Genomic DNA, 17,512 nt, shown 5'->3' with positions numbered 1-17,512 from the left:
CTGACGGATTGCACCGATGATTGCTCATAATTTGTGATGTTGCGATCAAATCCTGGTGCATGCTTAAAGCAGATTATTGAATTGCGTCGCCAGCCTGTTAGGCTGTCCATGTGGGAGACGAGGACACCGAGCGCAGGAAATTGATCGAGGCGCTCCGGCAGGTAGCGGTTCGTGATCGCGCAGCTCTCCATCTTGTCTATGACATGACGTCCGCGAAACTATTCGGCATCTGCCTCCGTATCTGCGCTGACCGGGAAGCGGCGGAGGATATTTTGCAGGACGTGTACATCAAGGTGTGGAAGCGAGCCGACAGGTTCGACGCCACACGGGCCAGTCCGATCACCTGGCTGTGCACGATCGCCCGCAACAGCGCGATCGACTGGTGTCGCTCTACCCATCGTCCAAGAACGCTGCCGCAGGAGGCCGCTGAAGACATTCCCGATGAGGCGCGATCTGCAGACATGATTATCGAAATTGAGCAGGATAGGCGGCGCCTGTTTGATTGCCTGGATCAACTCGACCAGCAGCAAAATGCTTCGATCCGCGCGGCCTTTCTCGACGGATTGACCTATGCGCAATTGGCGGATCGCATGGCGGTGCCATTGGGCACGATGAAAAGCTGGATACGGCGGGGAATGCAGAGGCTCAAGGAGTGTATCGGCGATGGCTGAGCCTCCACTGTCCCCTGAGGAACGCGATGCGCTCACCGCTGAGTTGGCTTTGGGACTGCTCGAAAGTGAGGAGCGGTCCATCGCCTTGCGCCGACTGATGGCCGACCCTGATTTCAGGCCGGACATGATCGATGCCTGGCATCAGCGGCTGGCGCCGATCTTCGACGATTACGTACCCGTTGGGCCGCCTGATAGTCTGTGGGCAGGGATCGAGTCTCGCCTCGACACTCCAGTCACTTCGCCCGATCCATTGGTGCGAAGCCTTCGTTTCTGGCGGGGCGGAGCGGTAGCGGCCAGTGCGCTGGCGGCTGCGCTGGCTTTGGTTCTGCTGCTGCGTCCAACCCCCGCACCAATCGTACCAATGCCAGCAGCACAGATGGCCATTGCTCAAATGACCGGCGAGCCCGGTGGACCAACGGTCCTGGCCCGTTTCGATCCAACGACCAACCGGCTCATTGTGCGACCATCGGGCGTGAAGGCCGGCACGCTCGTGCCGGAACTGTGGGTGATCCCTGCTGATGGCAAGCCGCGGTCTCTGGGCCTGATACCGGCCAGCGCGGGCAGTGATATCCTTGTCGATCCCGCGCACCGTCTTTTCATCACCGAAGGTGCAACCCTTGCCGTCACGATGGAGACAGCCGCCGGCGCGCCACATGATGCGCCCAGTTCAGCGCCGATCGCTGCAGGCAAAATATCTTTGATCTGATCTGCGTCCGTTGACCTTCCCATCCCGTAGCTATGTCGCACGCCCGCCGAAGGGACGCGCGACATAGGAAGGAAGTTTGGATGACAATCAACCTGACGAAGCTCTCGCTTTCGCTTGCGAGCGCCGCACTGCTGGTGGCCGGTGCACCTATCATGGCGAAAAGCATGAGCGCGAACCCGATGGTTGGCGGCGCGGCAATGTATCCAACCAAGGACATTATCGACAACGCAGTCAATTCGAAGGATCACACCACGCTGGTCGCGGCGGTGAAGGCTGCGGGACTTGTCGAAACGCTGAAGGGGAAAGGCCCTTTCACTGTCTTTGCGCCAACCAATGCCGCCTTCGCAAAGCTGCCGGCCGGCACGGTCGACACGCTGCTCAAGCCTGAACACAAGCCCATGCTGACGAAGATCCTGACCTATCATGTGGTCGCCGGCCGCATGACCGCGAAGGACATTGCGGCCAAGGCCAGGATGAATGGCGGCAAGGCCATGCTCAAGACGGTCGAAGGCGAAAATCTGACCGCCTGGGAAAAGGACGGGGCCTGGTATCTGACCGACGCCAAGGGCGGCATGTCCAGGATCACCATCGCCGATGTCATGCAATCCAACGGTGTCATTCATGTGGTCGATACGGTGCTGATGCCCTGACCCGATCAACCGCGTGAGTTGGATTGCAGAAGGCCGCCGATCATGCCTGATCGGCGGCCTTCACTTTGGATCAGAGCTCAGCCCGTCCTTGCAGGCATGGCGCGCCTAAGGCGGAGTGTAAGCCTGGCCGGCGATCTGGCACAGGCCAGGGCGATCACGCATGATGATATGGTTGCGAATGCTGGCAATCAGTCGGTGCCCCTCCATGACATGGAGGGCATCCGTAACGCTGGCACGGCGAACAACGAGCATTTCGGCCATATCCTGATGGGTCATGAAGAGATCATCGCCACTGGCGCGGTCATGATGCATCAGGATCAGGCGCGCGAGCCGCCTTTCTACCGGATCAGTCTTGCTCGACAAAATGGTCGCGTGCATCTGCAGCATCACCATATGGACGAACCGCAGGATGCTGGATCGTAATGTGCTGCGTTCCTCGACGCGTGCGGCCATTGGCGCAACAGCAAGCCGCAGGAGCGTCACGCCTTGCCCACCGGCCCGAACGTCATAGGGCGACGCGCCATGGTCCATCAGAGCTGGCCAGCCGACAAAACCCTCCCGCCCTACAAGGGCGGTCAAACAGGCTAGTTTCCTGTTTGCCTCTGCGTTCAGCGTCAGGATGCCATGCTCGGGAAAGTCGAGATATTCTATCCGTGATCGCGCTGGCACGATCAGGGATCGCGCGGGAAATGTCGCGCGCGAGAGATGCGGCCTGATGCTGGCATAGTCCGGCGCCGACAAGGATCGCAAAAAGATGTTCGCGTTTTCTCTTTGAATGCCTGCGACCAAGCGCGCCTCGCAATCTGCAATGACCAAGCCCGCAGATACGGTCGTATGATTGCCCTGGATGCATTCTTGTACGTCGGCGTACGCAGATAATTTTTCTCGGCATGAAAAAGGAACCTCACGAGGGGCGATCGTCTTTGCCCGCCGATGACGCGCGCTCTGCGCTTCACGACCATCAGGCAGCGGAGGATCAAGGGATGACCGATGATATTCTGGCAATCGAGGCATTGGAGCGGCGGGCGACGCGGCGCGAAGAGAGACGCGACTTCTTCCGTACCCTCGGGGCAATGGCAGCATTTGGGAGTGCCGGATTTGCGGCAAGCAGCCAGTCGGCCATGGCACAGAGCGCGCCGTCGGATGGCGACATACTGAACTTCGCCCTGAACCTCGAATATCTCGAGGCGAATTTCTATTCCTACGCGGTGTTCGGCACCCCGATCGACACCAAATATACAAGCGGCAGCGGCAATGCCGGGACGGCGACGGGCGGGCGCAAGGTCAATTTCACGGACCCGGTCGTCGCCCAATATGCCAAGGAAATCGCGCAGGATGAGATCGCGCATGTCGATTTCCTCCGCAAAAATCTGGGCACGGCAGTCGTGGCCCAGCCTGCGATCGATGTCGGCACGGATCCTAATGGCGCCTTCTCCTCAGCCGCGCGCGCCGCAGGCCTGATCAGCGGTGGCGCAAGCTTCGATCCCTATTCCAGCGACGAGAATTTCCTGCTCGGCGCCTTCATCTTCGAGGATGTCGGCGTCACCGCCTACAAGGGCGCGGCGCCGCTCATCACCAGCAAGACCTATCTGGAAGCGGCAGCCGGCATCCTGGCTGTCGAAGCCTATCATGCAGGGCTGGTGCGAACCTCGCTCTATCGCAAGGGCATCGCGACACCCGCGCTGATCGACGCGACCGAGGCCATTTCCAAGGCTCGCGATAGCCTGGATGGCTCCAGCGATCTGGACCAGGGCATCGCCAATATCGGCGACGCGTCGAACATCGTGCCGCTCGATTCCAATGGCCTCGCCTACAGCCGGACCACCGGGCAGGTCCTCAACATTGCCTATCTCACCAACATGGCGACGGCCCGGGGCGGCTTTTTCCCCAACGGCGTCAACGGCAGCATCAACATGAGCGCGGCGAACTGAGCCCCTTTCCGACGGAGACATCCCATGAAAGACGATCTGATGCTCGAAGCCTTTGCCGCGCGCGCGCAGCGCCGCGATCAACGGCGCAACTTCCTGCGCATGGCGGGATCGGCGGCCGTGCTGGCGGCCGGCTCCAGCATGTTGTCCGCCTGTGACGACGATCATGCCACGACCACGCCAACTCCCACGCCAACGCCGACTCCCACGCCAACACCGAGCGTGACGGACGGCGATGTCCTGAACTTTGCCCTCAACCTCGAATATCTCGAGGCGCAATTCTATTATTTTGCAGCCTTCGGATCGGGCCTGCCCAGCACCATATTGGGCGGCGCGGGCACTCCGGGCGCGGTTACCGGCGGGCGGCAGGTCGCGTTCGTCGATCCGTTGATCGCCCGCTATGCGCGGGAAATCGCGGCCGACGAACGCGCCCATGTCGAATTTCTGCGCTCGGCCATCGGCTCGACAGCGGTTGCTCAGCCCGCCATCGACATCAGCGCCAGCGCAACCGGCGCCTTCTCCGCTGCGGCACAGGCGGCAGGCCTGATTTCCGCCGGGCAAAGCTTCGATCCCTATGCGAGCGACGAGAATTTCCTGCTCGGCGCCTTCATCTTCGAGGATGTCGGGGTCACGGCTTATAAAGGCGCATCGCCGCTCATCACCAACAAGACCTTCCTGGAGGCGGCCGCCGGTATCCTGGCGGCGGAAGCCTATCATGCCGGCCTGGTCAGAACGGTGCTTTATGGCAAGGGCGTGGATACGCCTTCGCTTCGGACATCGGCCGACAAGATATCCGACGCACGCGATAGCCTGGATGGTTCGGCTGACAAGGATCAAGGCATCAGCCCGACGGGCGGCGCATCGAACATCGTGCCCACCGACGCCGATGGCATCGCCTACAGCCGCTCGACGGGTGAGGTGCTCAACATCGTCTATCTGACGAAGCTCGCCGCGCAGAAGGGCGGTTTCTTCCCCAACGGTCTCAACGGGACCCTCAACATGAGCACTGCTCAATAGCGAAGGGCCTTGCGTTCAAAAAGAAAAGGGGAAGATCGATGACGCCGCCGCCACCCGCCGACATTGCGTTACCGTTCACGCAGATGCCGGAGATCAGGCCCAGCCTGCCTGGCTCCTATCGCACGGTTGCGGTGCCGCGGGCTGGCGGCAGCATCTGGAAGAAGATCGGCGCCTTTGCCGGCCCCGGCTATATCGTCGCCGTCGGCTATATGGACCCGGGTAATTGGGCAACCGACCTCGCGGGGGGATCGGCCTTCGGCTACACGCTGCTGTCGGTCATCCTTCTGTCGAGCATCATGGCAATGGTGCTGCAATCGCTGGCGGCAAAACTCGGCATCGTCACCGGCATGGACCTGGCCCAGGCCTGTCGCGCCGAATATAGCCCGCCGGTCCGCGCTGCTTTGTGGGTTCTGTGCGAAGTGGCGATCATCGCCTGCGATCTGGCAGAAGTGGTGGGGACGGCTATCGCCCTGCAACTGCTGTTCGGCATACCGCTGGTCATGGGCGTGTGTCTCACTGCGGCTGACGTATTGCTCATCCTGTTCCTGCAGCAACGCGGATTTCGCCAGCTCGAAGCGTTCATCATCGCGCTCCTGATCGTCATTGCAGGCTGTTTTGCAGTGGAGTTGCTGCTGTCCCGACCCGATATAGCCGCAATTGGCGCAGGCCTTGTGCCCAGCGCCAGCGTTGTCACCAACCCGGCCATGCTGTATATCGCGATCGGCATCATCGGCGCGACCGTGATGCCGCATAATCTCTATCTCCACTCCGCCATCGTTCAGACCCGCAGTTTCGAGCGCAACGCAACAGGCAAGCGCGAAGCCGTCACCTTCGCAACGATCGACAGCACGATCGCGCTGATGCTGGCGATGTTCGTCAATGGCGCGATCCTGGTCCTCGCGGCATCCACCTTTCATGTGGCCGGGATGACCGGCGTGGCCGAGATCCAGGACGCTCATCGACTTCTCGCGCCCATGCTCGGCGCGGGTATCGCCAGCACCCTGTTTGCCTTGGCCTTGCTGGCTTCGGGGCAGAACTCGACGATTACTGCCACATTGGCTGGCCAGATCGTGATGGAAGGCTTCGTCAATCTGCGCGTTCCAGCCTGGGCGCGTCGGCTGATCACCCGCCTGATCGCGATCGTCCCGGCCGTGATCGTTGCCATATTTTATGGATCCGAGGGCACGACACGCTTGCTGGTCCTCAGCCAGGTCGTGCTCAGCCTGCAACTGCCCTTTGCGGTCGTCCCGCTCGTCAGATTTACCAGCGATCGCAAGCTGATGGGTGACTTCGTCAATCCATCCTGGCTGAAGCTCATGGCATGGGTGATCTCCGCCATCATCATCAGCCTCAACATCAAGCTTCTGTTCGACTTCTTCTTTTGAAGGGAGGATGAAACATGCGACCGAATATGCCCATGCGGTCCCGGCTGGTGCGCATCAGCTTCATGGCGGCAGCTGCCAGCCTGCTTCTGACCGCGATCATAGTAGACGACGGCATCCTGCCATTGGCACTGACTTTGATGTTCGCAACGCTCGCCTATGAAGCTGCCTATCAGGTCGCCATACGCATGCAGGATATTGGAGAGAATGGCGCCACCACGCCAGTCTGAAGCAGGTCAAGCCTCAGTCCAGGCGGTCCATGTTGATCAGTTCCATGCGCTGGGGCACCGTGCCGATCTCGATCCCCTCCTCGCGGAACCGGCGCAGCAGGACGGTGAAGACATTGCTGCGGGCGCCATAGGCCGCCCGCGGGCTGGCGACATGGGCGAAGCTGTTGAAGAAGATGCGGCCGTCCGCGATCGAATCGATGAATAGGGAATAGGCGGGCTCGGCCAGCACCGCCGGCTCGTCGGCATAGGTCGCCAGCACAATATCCCGCACCTTGTCCGCATCCGTTTCGATCGGCACCGAAAACTGGATCTGCATCCGGCCGAGCGGGCTGGCCAGCGTCTTGTTGAGCACAGTCTTGGTGATGAGTTCTGAATTGGGCACGATCAGGGTCGAATGGTCGGGTAGCTCGATTTCGGTTGATCGCACGCTGATCCGCTTCACATCGCCCTCATCCTGGCCAACGCGAACCAGGTCGCCAATCTTGATCGGCCGTTCGGCAAGCAGGATCAGCCCAGACACGAAATTCTGCGTGATCGCCTGAAGACCAAAGCCGATGCCGACGGACAAGGCCGACAGCAGGATAGCGATGCGTTCTATCCCGATCCCGAGTGAGGCCAGCCCCCAGATCACCGCCAGTGCAGTGCCGACATAGCGCGCGACCAGACTGACCGAATTGCGACCACTGCCATCAAGGTCAGTGACCGGCAGATAGCGTCGCTCCAGCCAGCGCATGAACCCGCGCACCAGGGCCAGACCGATCAGCAGTACCAATATGCCGCGCAGGATGGCGCCGGGCGAGACCGCGACGCCGCCGACCTCGAAGCCCTGCGCCAGCGCGCCGAGCCGGCTGAACAGGCTGGCGACGTTGCCCGCGCCAAATGGCGACAATAGCAACGAGCAGCCCATCAACAGCACCGCCAGCCGCAACAGCCCCGACAACAGGACGCCGAACTGCTCGACCGCGCTCCCGCGCAGGCCAAGGCTGCGGACCAACGCCATGCCGAAGCGGCTGGACCGGTCGAATATCGTCGTCGCCAGATCGTCGATCGCCGCCATCAGCAGATAAACCGCCGATCCCAGCACCGTCGCCCAACTCACCATCTGCAACAGGAAGAGACTGAGGCTGAAATAGCCGAGCAGCAGGGCGATCGTCGCCACCGCGACGACGATCCACGCGACCAGGCTCACAAGGCCGCTGACGCTCTCATTACGATCGGCGTCCTCGGCCTCCATCTTGGCTGCCCGCAGACGCGCCACGGTGACGAGGACCGCGCTGACCAGCAGGATGTGGAGCAGGGCGAAGACCGCCTGCGTCGCTTCCTGCGCCGCCTTGCTCACGCCGACGGACACATTGAATTGCGCGTAGATCACGCCGAGGAAGGCGAGCAGCGCCAGCAGGAGACTGTAGGGTCGCAGTCTGGTCGCGCCATTGTCGCTGATTGCCGCGATCCGCCAGGATGGCCGGCTACGCATCAACAGCGCACCGAGCACGGAGAAGGTGAAGCCGCTAAAGGCGCAGCCGCCTACGAACGCGCCGAGCAATGGCTCCCACCGATCCGCAACCAGTCCGGACCAGCGCAATCCCTGCGCGATTGAAAGCGCCGCCAGCAACGGCGCAAAAGTGCCGACCGCCACCCGCCACAGCGCATATGTGGAGCGCCGCACCCGCCGCCCCGGCACACCCTCGGTCAGCATGCGCTGCCCCATATGCCGCGCGGCGACCTGTCCTGGCCCGACGATCAGCAGGCCCAGCAGCAGGCCCGCCAGCGCATGCCAGGGCCTATGATCGCGCAGCGCCTCTGCGGCCTGCATCCGGCCCGTCTCCAGAAAAGTGGCCACGCGCCGCAAGTCGCGGGGAAAGGCATGGCCAAGCCCGAACCAGAATCCCGGCGACAAGGGCGATGGCGAGCGGGTCGTGATTTTCTCGCTAAACTGCTCCGCCTCGCTCCGTTCGATCTCGTCGGCCAGTTGCTGCGCCTCGACACCGATCAGATTGCCGCGCTTGATCGCGGAATCGATCGCGGACCGCTGCCGCGTCAGGGCCGCACGCTGGCGCTTGATATCGGGCGCTTCGCTACTCTCCGCCGCGACGGTGCCCAGCCCCGTCAGCTTGGCATCGAGCAGGGCAAGTTGATCCTGCAAATCGCCAGCAACGTCTGATGCGGCCGTCTTGGCCGCCAACACTTTTGCCAGCAGCAGCTTGCGATCATCGGCATCCATGCGCGTGTCGAGGCTCTGGTCGGCCGAGCGCACATCCTTTTCCGCTTGTGCCAGCCGGGTTGCTGTATCCGTCGCCAGGTCCGCCTGTGCCCACACCGGGCTGGCCAGGCCAAGGCTCAGGACCAGCAGCATGGCCATCAGCAGGGCATACATATGCCGGATTGGATCAATTGCCTGATCGTGTCGAAACAAGGACCACCCATTTTCTGCGCGACGTTGCCGCCCTCTCTATGGTCGGCGGTGGTTCAGGTCCACAGCGCACAGACAGAAATCAGGCCGGACGCTAGGCTCAGGACTCACTGATCAAAGCCAGAAGATGACGGTGGCAGCGAGGGCGATTGCCGAGAAGAAGGCGTTGGCGCATCGGTCGTAGCGCGTCGCGACCCGTCGCCAGTCTTTGAGGCGGCCGAACATGATCTCGATGCGGTTGCGCCGTTTGTAGCGGCGCTTGTCGTGTTTGACGGCCTTGTTCCGGGATTTGCGACCGGGGATGCAGGGGGTGATACCCTTTTCCTGCAAAGCATCGCGGAACAAGTCGGCATCGTAGCCGCGATCAGCGAGCAACCATTGGGCTTTGGGCAGTTCGTCCAACAGGGCAGCGGCACCGATATAATCGCTGACCTGCCCTGCGGTCATGAAGAAACTGATCGGACGACCGTTCGCATCGGTAACGGCATGGAGCTTGGTGTTCATACCACCTTTCGTGCGTCCGATCAGGCGTCCCGCGCCCCCTTTTTTACCGCAAGGCTCGATGCCGTACGGTGGGCCTTGAGATAGGTTGCGTCGATCATAACCGTCCTGCGTTCGGAAGCCTGAGGCGCTGCCAGACCTTCCATCATCCGAAGGAAAACGCCCTTGTCACCCCACCGCTTCCAGCGGTTGTAAAGCGTCTTGTGCGGCCCATAGTCCTTTGGTGCATCCCGCCAGCGCAACCCATTCCGGTTGACGAAAATGATCCCGCTCAACACCCGGCGATCGTCGACACGCGGTTTGCCATGGCTCTTCGGAAAATAGGGCTCAAGCCGAGCCATCTGCTCGTCCGTGAGCCAATACAGGTCGCTCATCTTCAATCTCCTCGCGGAGCCTGAATCAGATCGAGCCGGTTATATCAATGGGTCCTGACCCTAGCTCTTCAAAGTGCTGGCGCCTGCGTGCCTGCGCTTGCGATGTCTGACGTCTCAATCCAACTCTGGTAGCGCCGCCTTTGTTGGCGTAAGCCAATGCGTTCTGCATGCATAATGAGAGAGCTTATGGCGCTGGTAAAGAAATCGACCCTTGGCTCTCGTGCGAAGGCCACGACGCAAGCTCCAGCAGACGAAACACCATCGGTCAAACCCAAGCCTTCTCGCCGGCAGGCCGTGAAGCGCAAATCGCTCTCCCCTACAGAGCGCATCGACCAGGCGACACAGGAGTTGGCGAGCGGATTGGGTGAGGCATCGGCCGCGGCGGCTGAGTTGCAGCGGACGATGGACCAGATTTCGAGTGGAGCCGAGGAGGCGGCAGGCGCGGCGCAGGAATCGCTTGGCCTGATCGCCGCGCTTGGCACAAATTTCCGTGATGCGCGAAGCCGTGCTGAAGAATCCCGTCGTCAGACAGAGGCGGTTCAAACCAGCTTCGCTGAAATCAGTACGCAGATCGAGGGCTCCGTCGCCGCTATCGAACTGAGCGCACAGCGGCAGCTTTCCACCGTCGACTTGATGGTCACTCTGGAAGAGGCAGCCGTTACCATCGACGAAATAGGCGTCTATGTCGCGGATGTTTCGGATCAGACCAGCCTGCTCGCTCTCAATGCCTCCATCGAAGCGGCTCGGGCCGGCGACAGCGGTGCCGGCTTTTCAATCGTATCGGACGAGGTACGCGCGCTAGCTGAGAATTCAGAAAGCAGCGCGAGCGACATTCGGCGCCTCTCCGCCAATATTGGCAGCGAAGTCAAACATATCGCGGAGAAGATTCGCGCGGCGTCGATGCAGGCGACGAGCGAAGCGAGCCTCGGCCATGAGGTCGTGGCGCGACTGAAGGCTGCCCGCGATGATCTCGCCGCGCTGGGGCTAAATATGCAGGATATCCTGCAGACAGCGGTAGAGGCGGATAGCGCCACCCGTGAGGCGGAGCGCAGCGCGGAGCAGGTGGCGAGCGCCGCGGAGGAACAGTCCGCAGCAGCTGCGGAGGCCCAACAGGCCATTGAACAACAAGGTTCCTCGCTGGAGGAAAGCCAGCAGACGGCAGAGGCGCTGGGCGACCTCACCGAGCAATTACAAGACAACACCGGTGAAATGATCGTCGAGCAGGTCGCGGCCGCAGCGGAGGAACTGTCCGCAACGGTGCAGGAACTGTCTGGCGCGTCCGGCCAGATTCTTGTCGCTCTCGAACAGATCAGCCGGGGAACGCAGGTTCAGGCATCCGCGACGCTTCAGGCCAACGCTGCCATGAGCCAGATCGAAAAATCCGCTCGCCTTGCCCAGACGAGAGCCGAAGACGCCAATGCCCGGATCGTCGCGATCGTGATGTCGGTGACGGAAGGCCGTGCAATGATGGAGCGCCTAGTCGACGGCGTCGGCGCCGCGCTGCAAGAGATCAATGGCGTGCTGCGACTTCTCGCGGTTCTCAACGATACCTCGCGCAAGATCGAGAAGATCGCCGATGGACTCGCCCTGATCTCTGTGCAGACAAATATGCTAGCGGTAAGCGGAGCGGTCGAGGCGACCCGTGCCGGGGACGCCGGGGCGGGTTTTGCAACAGTCGCAGGCGATATCCGTAAGCTGTCGCGTGATGCTGCAGACAGTGCCGAGCGGACCAAGGATATTGTCCGCACGATCCAGGACCAGATGGTGTCCGTCCGCCGCGATCTCGATCAGGTCGTCGGAGCCGCAGAGGCAGAAATTGTTCGCAACCGCGCCATGGTGGAGCGCTTTGCACTGGTGATGGCAGAACTGGAGGGCGCGCAGGCCTCCAACGGGGTTATCTTGGCGAATGCCGATACCATGTTGCGGTCGGTCCGGGAGGTGCATAGCGGCACCAGCCAGATCGCCGAAGCAGCCGACCTTGCGGCGGCGGCCGTGCGGGAAGCGAGCGCGGCAGCGCGCCAGCAGGCGCAGGGGGCGGAAGCGCTGGCGGCGGCAATCGAGGAAATTGCGTCCATCGCCACCGTCCTTGCCGTGCAAGAGGGCTGAGCTTGCCAGCCGCTCCGCATCCTTCCAGCCAATTGTTGGCGTTCACCGTCGGCGACAGGCGTCTGGGCTTGCCAGCCGCGCAGGTACAGGAAGTCCTTCCGATGCCGAGGATTTCGCGGGTCCCTTACGCATCCGATACACTGCTGGGCGTTGCAAATATGCGCGGCACGGTTATCCCGGTGATCTCCGTCGGGCGGCTGATCGGTCAGGACAGGAGTGAATGCCAGCGGGTGATCGTCGTCAATGAGGGCGGCCTTGTCGGGCTCGCCGTTACGAGCGTGGAACAGTTTGCGGACCATCGCACCGTTGACGATGTCTCCGCTGTCGACATTGCAGAACTGGTCGCGCGGGCAGTGCCCGAAAAACGTCAGCGCCGATCCAGCCAACGTGTCGTGGCATCGGCTGATCGCACTGCCCGGCACGAGTCCGTACCCCTCGTCGCCCTCACCGTCGGCTCTCAGGCTTTCGCGCTGCCGGTGTCCCATGTTGAGGAGATCGTGCGCGCCCCCGAGGATATTGCCCGGATGCCGCACTCCGACGCGGTCGTCATGGGCACCATGTTGTTGCAAGGTGCGGTTCTGCCCCTCCTGTCGCTCGCGGCCTTGTTGGCACTACCGCCGCGCGCCGTCGACCACCATGCAAGGGTCGTGGTCGTCAGGATCGGGACGCACCGTGTTGGCCTGCTGGTCGAAGCGATGCAGTCCGTCATGTACGTAGCTGAAACCGATATCGACCCCGTTCCGCAAGCGCTGAACAGAGGCGGTGCGGAAGCGCGGATCCAGGCGATCTGCCGCCTTGGGGAAGGCCAGGGCCTGCTGTCCGTCCTTGCAGCGGACAAGTTGCTGCGCGAGGATATCATGGCGAGGCTGCTGCAGGGCGATGGCAAGGAACAAGGCGAGATGACAGGCAGCGCGGCCAGCGAAGGAAGCGAGCGGTTTCTGCTGTTCCGCATCGGCGACGACAGCTTTGGCTTGCCCATTGATGCGGTAGAGGAAGTCGTTCCCTTGCCATCGCGCCTTACGCCCCTGCCAAAGGCGCCCGATTTCGTGCAGGGGGTCATGAACGTGCGCGGCAAGGTCATCCCCGTGATCGACCAGGCACGACGGTTCAACGGCACGGCGGTTGAAAGCGCAAAGCCGCGCGTAATCGTGGTGCGTATCGGCGCGCTGATTGCAGGGTTCATTGTGGACGCCGTATCTGAAGTTGCCCTGGTGCACGAAAGCGCCCTTCGCGAAGCTCCCGACATGGGGGGGGCGGGCACACGAATCTTCGATCGTGTCGCGGCGCTCGGCGGCGGCGACGATCTTGTTCTGATCATCAGTCCGCAGGAACTTCTCGACCGGGCCGAGCAAGACGTGCTGGCAAAGCTGGGCAAGAAGGGCATGACCAGGACGCCGTGACCCGATTGCTGATCATTGACGATTCGGCGCTGATGCGACGTCTGCTGACGGAGATATTCTCATCGGCGGGCGATTTCGAAGTGACTGCCGCGCGGAGCGGCGTAGAGGCGCTGGCGATGCTGGCCGACGTCGCACCGGATGTGATAACCCTCGACATCAATATGCCAGGAATGGACGGGCTGGCCTGCCTCGACCAGATCATGGTGATGCGCCCGTGCCCTGTCGTCATGGTCTCTTCTCTGACAGAGGATGGTGCCGAGGAAACGCTTGAGGCAATGGCGCTTGGCGCAGTCGATTTCATTGCCAAGCCCAAGGGAGCCGTGTCGCTCGAAATCGACGCCATAGCCGACGATCTGGTCGACAAAGTGCGCGCAGCATCGAAAGCGCGTATTTCCCGCACCATGCGCCTTCAGGAACGCGTCCGTGCCCGCAGCAGTGGCAATCTGGCCAGTCGCAGAAAGCGCGCTGCCCGCGCGATACGGGATGATACCGCGCCCCTGCCGCCGCTTTCCCGCACGGACGGTGAAAGGGGTGTCGTTCTCGTCGGCTGCTCGACCGGCGGGCCGCCGGCGCTCGATAAAGTACTCGGCGGATTATCAGAAGATTTCCCTTGGCCGATCCTGGTTGCGCAGCACATGCCTGCCAGCTTCACCGGGCCGCTTGCGCGCCGGCTCGACCGGATAAGTGCGCTGACCGTTCAGGAGGTCGTGGGAACGACAACGCTGCTGCCAGGCCATGCCTATATCGGCAAGGGCGACGCGGATCTCATCCTCTCGCGCCGCAACGGCCGTCTCGTGGCGCTCCCGGCTCCCAGCAGTAAAGATTATTTCTGGCACCCCAGTGTGGACCGGCTTGTCGACAGTGCAATGCGTGTCGTTGCGCCCGACAAGCTGCTTGGCGTGTTGATGACCGGCATGGGCGCGGATGGAGCGGCAGCAATGACAAGGTTGAAGACAGCGGGTGGCCTCACCATGGCAGAGGCGGAGAGCAGTGCAGTGGTCTGGGGCATGCCCGGCGCGCTGGTGCGGGCCAATGGTGCGGCGATCGTCCGGCCACTCGACCAAATCGCCGACGCGCTCGCAGCTCTCCTGCCCGCGTGAGCGATGCCCCCTCAACCGTGAAGACACCGATTTTTCTCGCGCCAGAGGAATTGGCAGCGGTCTGCACGCTGCTCTACCGCTGGACGGGCATGATCTTCGGCGAGAACAAGCGCTATTACATCGAGCGCCGCATTACCGAACGGATGAAGCGCACCAATATTACGACGGCCAAGGCCTATCTCGGCTATGTCGGCGGGCATCTGGCCGAGCGCGAGGCGCTGATCAACGCCTTCACCATCAACGAGACCTATTTTTATCGTGAGGAGCATCAACTCGCGGCCCTCTCGCGCGACATTCTCCCCGAACTGGTCCGGAACAAGCGGCCGGGCGAACTTGTACGCATTTGGTCGATGCCCTGCTCGACAGGCGAGGAAGCCTACTCCATCGCTCTCTGGCTTCTGGAAAACTGGCCCCTGGTGGACGCATATAATGTCGAAATCATTGGATCCGACATAGATACGAGCGCTCTTGCCAGGGCGCAGGAAGGCTATTTTGCGGAACGGGCGCTTTCCCGCCTGCCCGACACCGTACGCGAAAGCTATTTCGAGCCGGAACAAGCGCATCGCCGTCGCATCATTCAGGATCTGCGGGAGTCCGTGCGCTTTGCCACTGCCAACATCATCGACGCAACCAGTCTGAGCGGACTGGGTCTGTTCGATGTCATTCTGTGCCGGAACCTGTTGATCTATTTTGACGACAACTCCCGTCTGATCGCGGCGAACAACCTCTTCGAGGCGTTAAATCCGGCGGGACCATATGCCTCGGCCACAGCGAATCCATGGGGCGCATCTCCGATCGCTTCACCCTCTCTCGCCTTCCGGACGCAATCGTTTATCGTAAGCCGTGATGGACGAGCTACTTGAACAATTTCTGATCGAGGGTCGCGAACTCGTCGCGCAGGCGAGCAAAGATTTTGCGACCTTGTCACGCGATCCGACCGACCTTGCCGCCATCGATAGTGCCTTCAGGGCAGTCCACACGCTAAAGGGTTCTGTGGCGGTGTTCGGCCTCGGCCTAGCCGAACAGCTCCTCCATGCAGCAGAGGACCTTCTGGATGGGGCACGTAGAGGCGGTTCCATCCTCGACGCGGCCCGGATCTCAGCGCTCATCGCCTGCCTTGACGACGTCGACCGCTGGATCGACGACATGGAGCGCGACGGTCGATTGGGAGAGGATGCTCCGGCTGTTAGTAGACGGGCGATTGCCCAGCTTAACCCGAAGATCGGGGAGGTTCCAGTCAGCGAGGAGGCCGCGGAACAAAGGTGGATCGCTGAGCTTTCAATCAGGGAAGCAGACGTCATTGCGCAGGCTTCTGGAAGCCTCGTCGCCTTTCGCTACACGCCTGATGTGGGATGTTTCTTCCGTGGTGAAGATCCCTTAGCGGTTGTTGAAGCTGTTCCCGATCTTCTAACCATCGGCTTGCTCCCGGCAAATGGCACCTGGCCCAACACTCTGGCAATAGAGCCATTTTCATGTTTCAGCATAATCGAGGGCCTGAGCGCAGCCTCACTTGATGCTGTGCGTAAGGCCTTTCGGCTTCAACCCGATCAGGTACAGTTCGGCGAGGTCGCGCCTGAAACGCAGACGGATGAAACGCGCGCGCGCCGAACCGAGACGAGCCTGCTCCGTGTCTCACCCGCGCGGGTGGATGCGATGGCGGATGGTCTGGGCGATCTTGTCGTGGCGATCAACGCACTTACCCCACTCGCTCAAGAGGCACAGGCCATCGATCGCGCTCTTGCAGCGCGCCTGCGAACGGTGCAGGCGACCATCGAACGGGCGACGAGCTCGCTTCATCGCAATCTCAGCGCCGTGCGGCTGGTCCCCCTCGGTCCGGCGCTCCAACGCCTCCCCCGTCTCACACGGGAAATCGCGCAGAGTCTGGGCAAGACGGTTGCGCTGACCATCACCGGGGATCGGATCGAGGTCGACAAGCAGATCGCCGACGGCCTGTTCGAACCATTGCTTCATCTGGTCCGCAATGCCCTCGACCACGGCATAGAGGCTGGCGAAATGCGGAGAGCGGCGGGAAAGCCCGCCGACGGGGCCATAACGCTCAGCTTCAAGCGGGATGGGGAGGCGGTCATCGCCTCGCTTAGCGACGACGGCGCCGGCATTGATCCCGTCCGTATCCGGCAGCTTGCCGTAACGCGTGGCCTCCTGTCTCAGGATGTCGCCGACAAAATGACCGATGCAACGGCATTACGCCTTATCTTCACACCCGGCTTTTCAACCGCCGCAGCCGTTTCCGAAGTGTCGGGCCGGGGTGTCGGCATGGATGCCGTGCAAGCCGCCACCGACAGGTTGCGCGGCACGATTGAGATCGACAGCATCGTCGGCAGAGGCACTATTTTCCGCCTGCGCCTGCCTACCAATGCCCTCATCACCCGGTTGCTGATCGTGGAGGTGGGCGGTGAGCGTTATGGCATAGCGCTCGATCAGGTTGTGGAGACCGTTCGCATCGACCGTTCAGCGCTGCTGCCGGTCGGTAAGGGTGTCGCCTGCGTCTTACGCGAGCGGACAGTCCCCGTCCTCGACCTCGCCACCCTGCTCGACGCTCGTCTGTTCGACAGTCCTCATGCCAAGCTGGTGGTCACACAGAGCGGTGGCGAGCCAGTGGCGCTGCGTGTCGACAATTTCGCGGAACGCGTCGAGACGATCGTACGTCCGCCTGGGGGCCTATTGTCAGCCGCAAGAGGCATCATCGGTTCCGCCCTCATGGGCGATGGCGGCGTTCTGCTTGTTCTTGACCTGCAGGAGTTGGCGGCATGACGGTGCGCCAGACCGAAGATGCCATCGTTCTGGAAGGTCGCTGCGGCGTCGAGGATGCGGAAGGGCTGTTGCTGGCGTTGCAAGAGCATCCCGGAGCGGTGGTGGACGCCGCCGGCGTCCAGAAGCTCCATATGGCCGTCGCACAAATTCTGTTCGCGCTCCGCCCGGCCATTCGAAGCATGCCGGATTCACCTTTTCTGGAGCAAAATATTTTTCGCCCGATCCTTTCAGATAGCGACAGGCAGCCTAAAACTGCCTAGCAGTC

At 61.9% G+C, this 17,512-nt stretch carries 16 protein-coding genes; 13 read left to right on the top strand and 3 right to left on the bottom strand.

Going from position 1 to position 17,512, the window contains the following annotated elements; genetic code table 11:
• The first annotated feature begins 110 nt into the window (after positions 1–110).
• The 3 genes from PMI04_RS01910 (at position 111) to PMI04_RS01900 (ending at position 2,027) form a co-directional block, all read left to right on the top strand.
• A complete protein-coding gene (locus PMI04_RS01910) occupies positions 111–671 on the top strand; it encodes a sigma-70 family RNA polymerase sigma factor (RefSeq protein WP_007714949.1) in 561 nt (186 codons plus the stop codon).
• On the top strand, positions 664–1,377 hold the full coding sequence (locus tag PMI04_RS01905) for an anti-sigma factor (RefSeq protein WP_007714951.1): 714 nt from the start codon (positions 664–666) through the stop codon (positions 1,375–1,377). Before PMI04_RS01910 ends, PMI04_RS01905 begins: the two co-directional genes overlap by 8 nt.
• An 80-nt stretch (positions 1,378–1,457) precedes the next feature.
• A complete protein-coding gene (locus PMI04_RS01900) occupies positions 1,458–2,027 on the top strand; it encodes a fasciclin domain-containing protein (protein WP_007714953.1) in 570 nt (189 codons plus the stop codon).
• 105 nt (positions 2,028–2,132) lie between these two features.
• Here the strand turns inward: PMI04_RS01900 and PMI04_RS01895 are convergent, their stop codons facing one another.
• Positions 2,133–2,843 (bottom strand): Crp/Fnr family transcriptional regulator, encoded by a 711-nt coding sequence (locus PMI04_RS01895; protein ID WP_157178190.1) that lies wholly within the window; start codon positions 2,841–2,843, stop codon positions 2,133–2,135.
• Positions 2,844–3,010: 167 nt separating this feature from the next.
• Here PMI04_RS01895 and PMI04_RS01890 point away from each other — a divergent pair, with 167 nt between their 5' ends.
• Genes PMI04_RS01890 through PMI04_RS01875 form a run of 4 tightly spaced genes read left to right on the top strand, consistent with a single transcriptional unit; the run spans position 3,011 to position 6,584 of the window.
• Positions 3,011–3,958, top strand: coding sequence for a ferritin-like domain-containing protein (locus PMI04_RS01890; protein ID WP_007714970.1), 948 nt, complete (start codon positions 3,011–3,013; stop codon positions 3,956–3,958).
• Between the two features lie 24 nt (positions 3,959–3,982).
• On the top strand, positions 3,983–4,972 hold the full coding sequence (locus PMI04_RS01885) for a ferritin-like domain-containing protein (protein WP_007714972.1): 990 nt from the start codon (positions 3,983–3,985) through the stop codon (positions 4,970–4,972).
• A gap of 38 nt (positions 4,973–5,010) precedes the next feature.
• Positions 5,011–6,357 (top strand): Nramp family divalent metal transporter, encoded by a 1,347-nt coding sequence (locus tag PMI04_RS01880; protein WP_007714974.1) that lies wholly within the window; start codon positions 5,011–5,013, stop codon positions 6,355–6,357.
• A 26-nt stretch (positions 6,358–6,383) separates the two neighbouring features.
• Positions 6,384–6,584, top strand: a complete 201-nt coding sequence (locus PMI04_RS01875; protein ID WP_157178191.1) for a hypothetical protein — start codon at positions 6,384–6,386, stop codon at positions 6,582–6,584.
• A 13-nt stretch (positions 6,585–6,597) separates the two neighbouring features.
• On the opposite strand, the gene PMI04_RS01870 is transcribed toward PMI04_RS01875, so the two are convergent.
• Together PMI04_RS01870 and PMI04_RS01865 are read right to left on the bottom strand one after the other, a co-directional pair.
• Positions 6,598–8,958: a DUF3772 domain-containing protein gene (locus PMI04_RS01870; RefSeq protein WP_007714977.1), complete on the bottom strand. Its 2,361-nt coding sequence runs from the start codon at positions 8,956–8,958 to the stop codon at positions 6,598–6,600.
• A gap of 150 nt (positions 8,959–9,108) precedes the next feature.
• A protein-coding gene (locus PMI04_RS01865) for an IS5 family transposase (RefSeq protein ID WP_086014455.1) occupies positions 9,109–9,869 on the bottom strand; the annotation gives its coding sequence in 2 pieces (ribosomal slippage) (positions 9,109–9,545 and positions 9,545–9,869; 762 coding nt in all).
• 186 nt (positions 9,870–10,055) lie between these two features.
• Here PMI04_RS01865 and PMI04_RS01860 point away from each other — a divergent pair.
• The 6 genes from PMI04_RS01860 to PMI04_RS01835 are packed head-to-tail and all read left to right on the top strand — an operon-like array spanning position 10,056 to position 17,507.
• A complete protein-coding gene (locus tag PMI04_RS01860) occupies positions 10,056–11,975 on the top strand; it encodes a methyl-accepting chemotaxis protein (protein WP_007714983.1) in 1,920 nt (639 codons plus the stop codon).
• A 2-nt stretch (positions 11,976–11,977) separates the two neighbouring features.
• The gene (locus PMI04_RS01855) at positions 11,978–13,375 is read left to right on the top strand and encodes a chemotaxis protein CheW (RefSeq protein ID WP_007714999.1); all 1,398 of its coding nucleotides are present in this window, start codon (positions 11,978–11,980) and stop codon (positions 13,373–13,375) included.
• On the top strand, positions 13,372–14,475 hold the full coding sequence (gene cheB / locus PMI04_RS01850) for a chemotaxis-specific protein-glutamate methyltransferase CheB (RefSeq protein WP_007715002.1): 1,104 nt from the start codon (positions 13,372–13,374) through the stop codon (positions 14,473–14,475). Before PMI04_RS01855 ends, cheB begins: the two co-directional genes overlap by 4 nt.
• A gap of 17 nt (positions 14,476–14,492) precedes the next feature.
• Positions 14,493–15,338 carry a protein-glutamate O-methyltransferase CheR gene (locus PMI04_RS01845; RefSeq protein ID WP_283184840.1) on the top strand — a complete coding sequence of 282 codons (846 nt, stop codon included), beginning with the start codon at positions 14,493–14,495 and terminating at the stop codon, positions 15,336–15,338.
• On the top strand, positions 15,322–17,247 hold the full coding sequence (locus tag PMI04_RS01840; protein WP_007715006.1) for a chemotaxis protein CheA: 1,926 nt from the start codon (positions 15,322–15,324) through the stop codon (positions 17,245–17,247). The genes PMI04_RS01845 and PMI04_RS01840 overlap by 17 nt, the downstream gene beginning before the upstream one ends.
• Positions 17,244–17,507 carry a hypothetical protein gene (locus tag PMI04_RS01835; RefSeq protein WP_007715008.1) on the top strand — a complete coding sequence of 88 codons (264 nt, stop codon included), beginning with the start codon at positions 17,244–17,246 and terminating at the stop codon, positions 17,505–17,507. Before PMI04_RS01840 ends, PMI04_RS01835 begins: the two co-directional genes overlap by 4 nt.
• Positions 17,508–17,512 lie beyond the last annotated feature (5 nt).

Origin of the sequence: Sphingobium sp. AP49, assembly GCF_000281715.2 — a bacterium.
In the GTDB taxonomy this organism is placed as follows: Bacteria; Pseudomonadota; Alphaproteobacteria; order Sphingomonadales; family Sphingomonadaceae; genus Sphingobium.
Note: the sequence above shows the minus strand (reverse complement) of the source record. Positions and strands in the feature narration are given on the sequence as shown.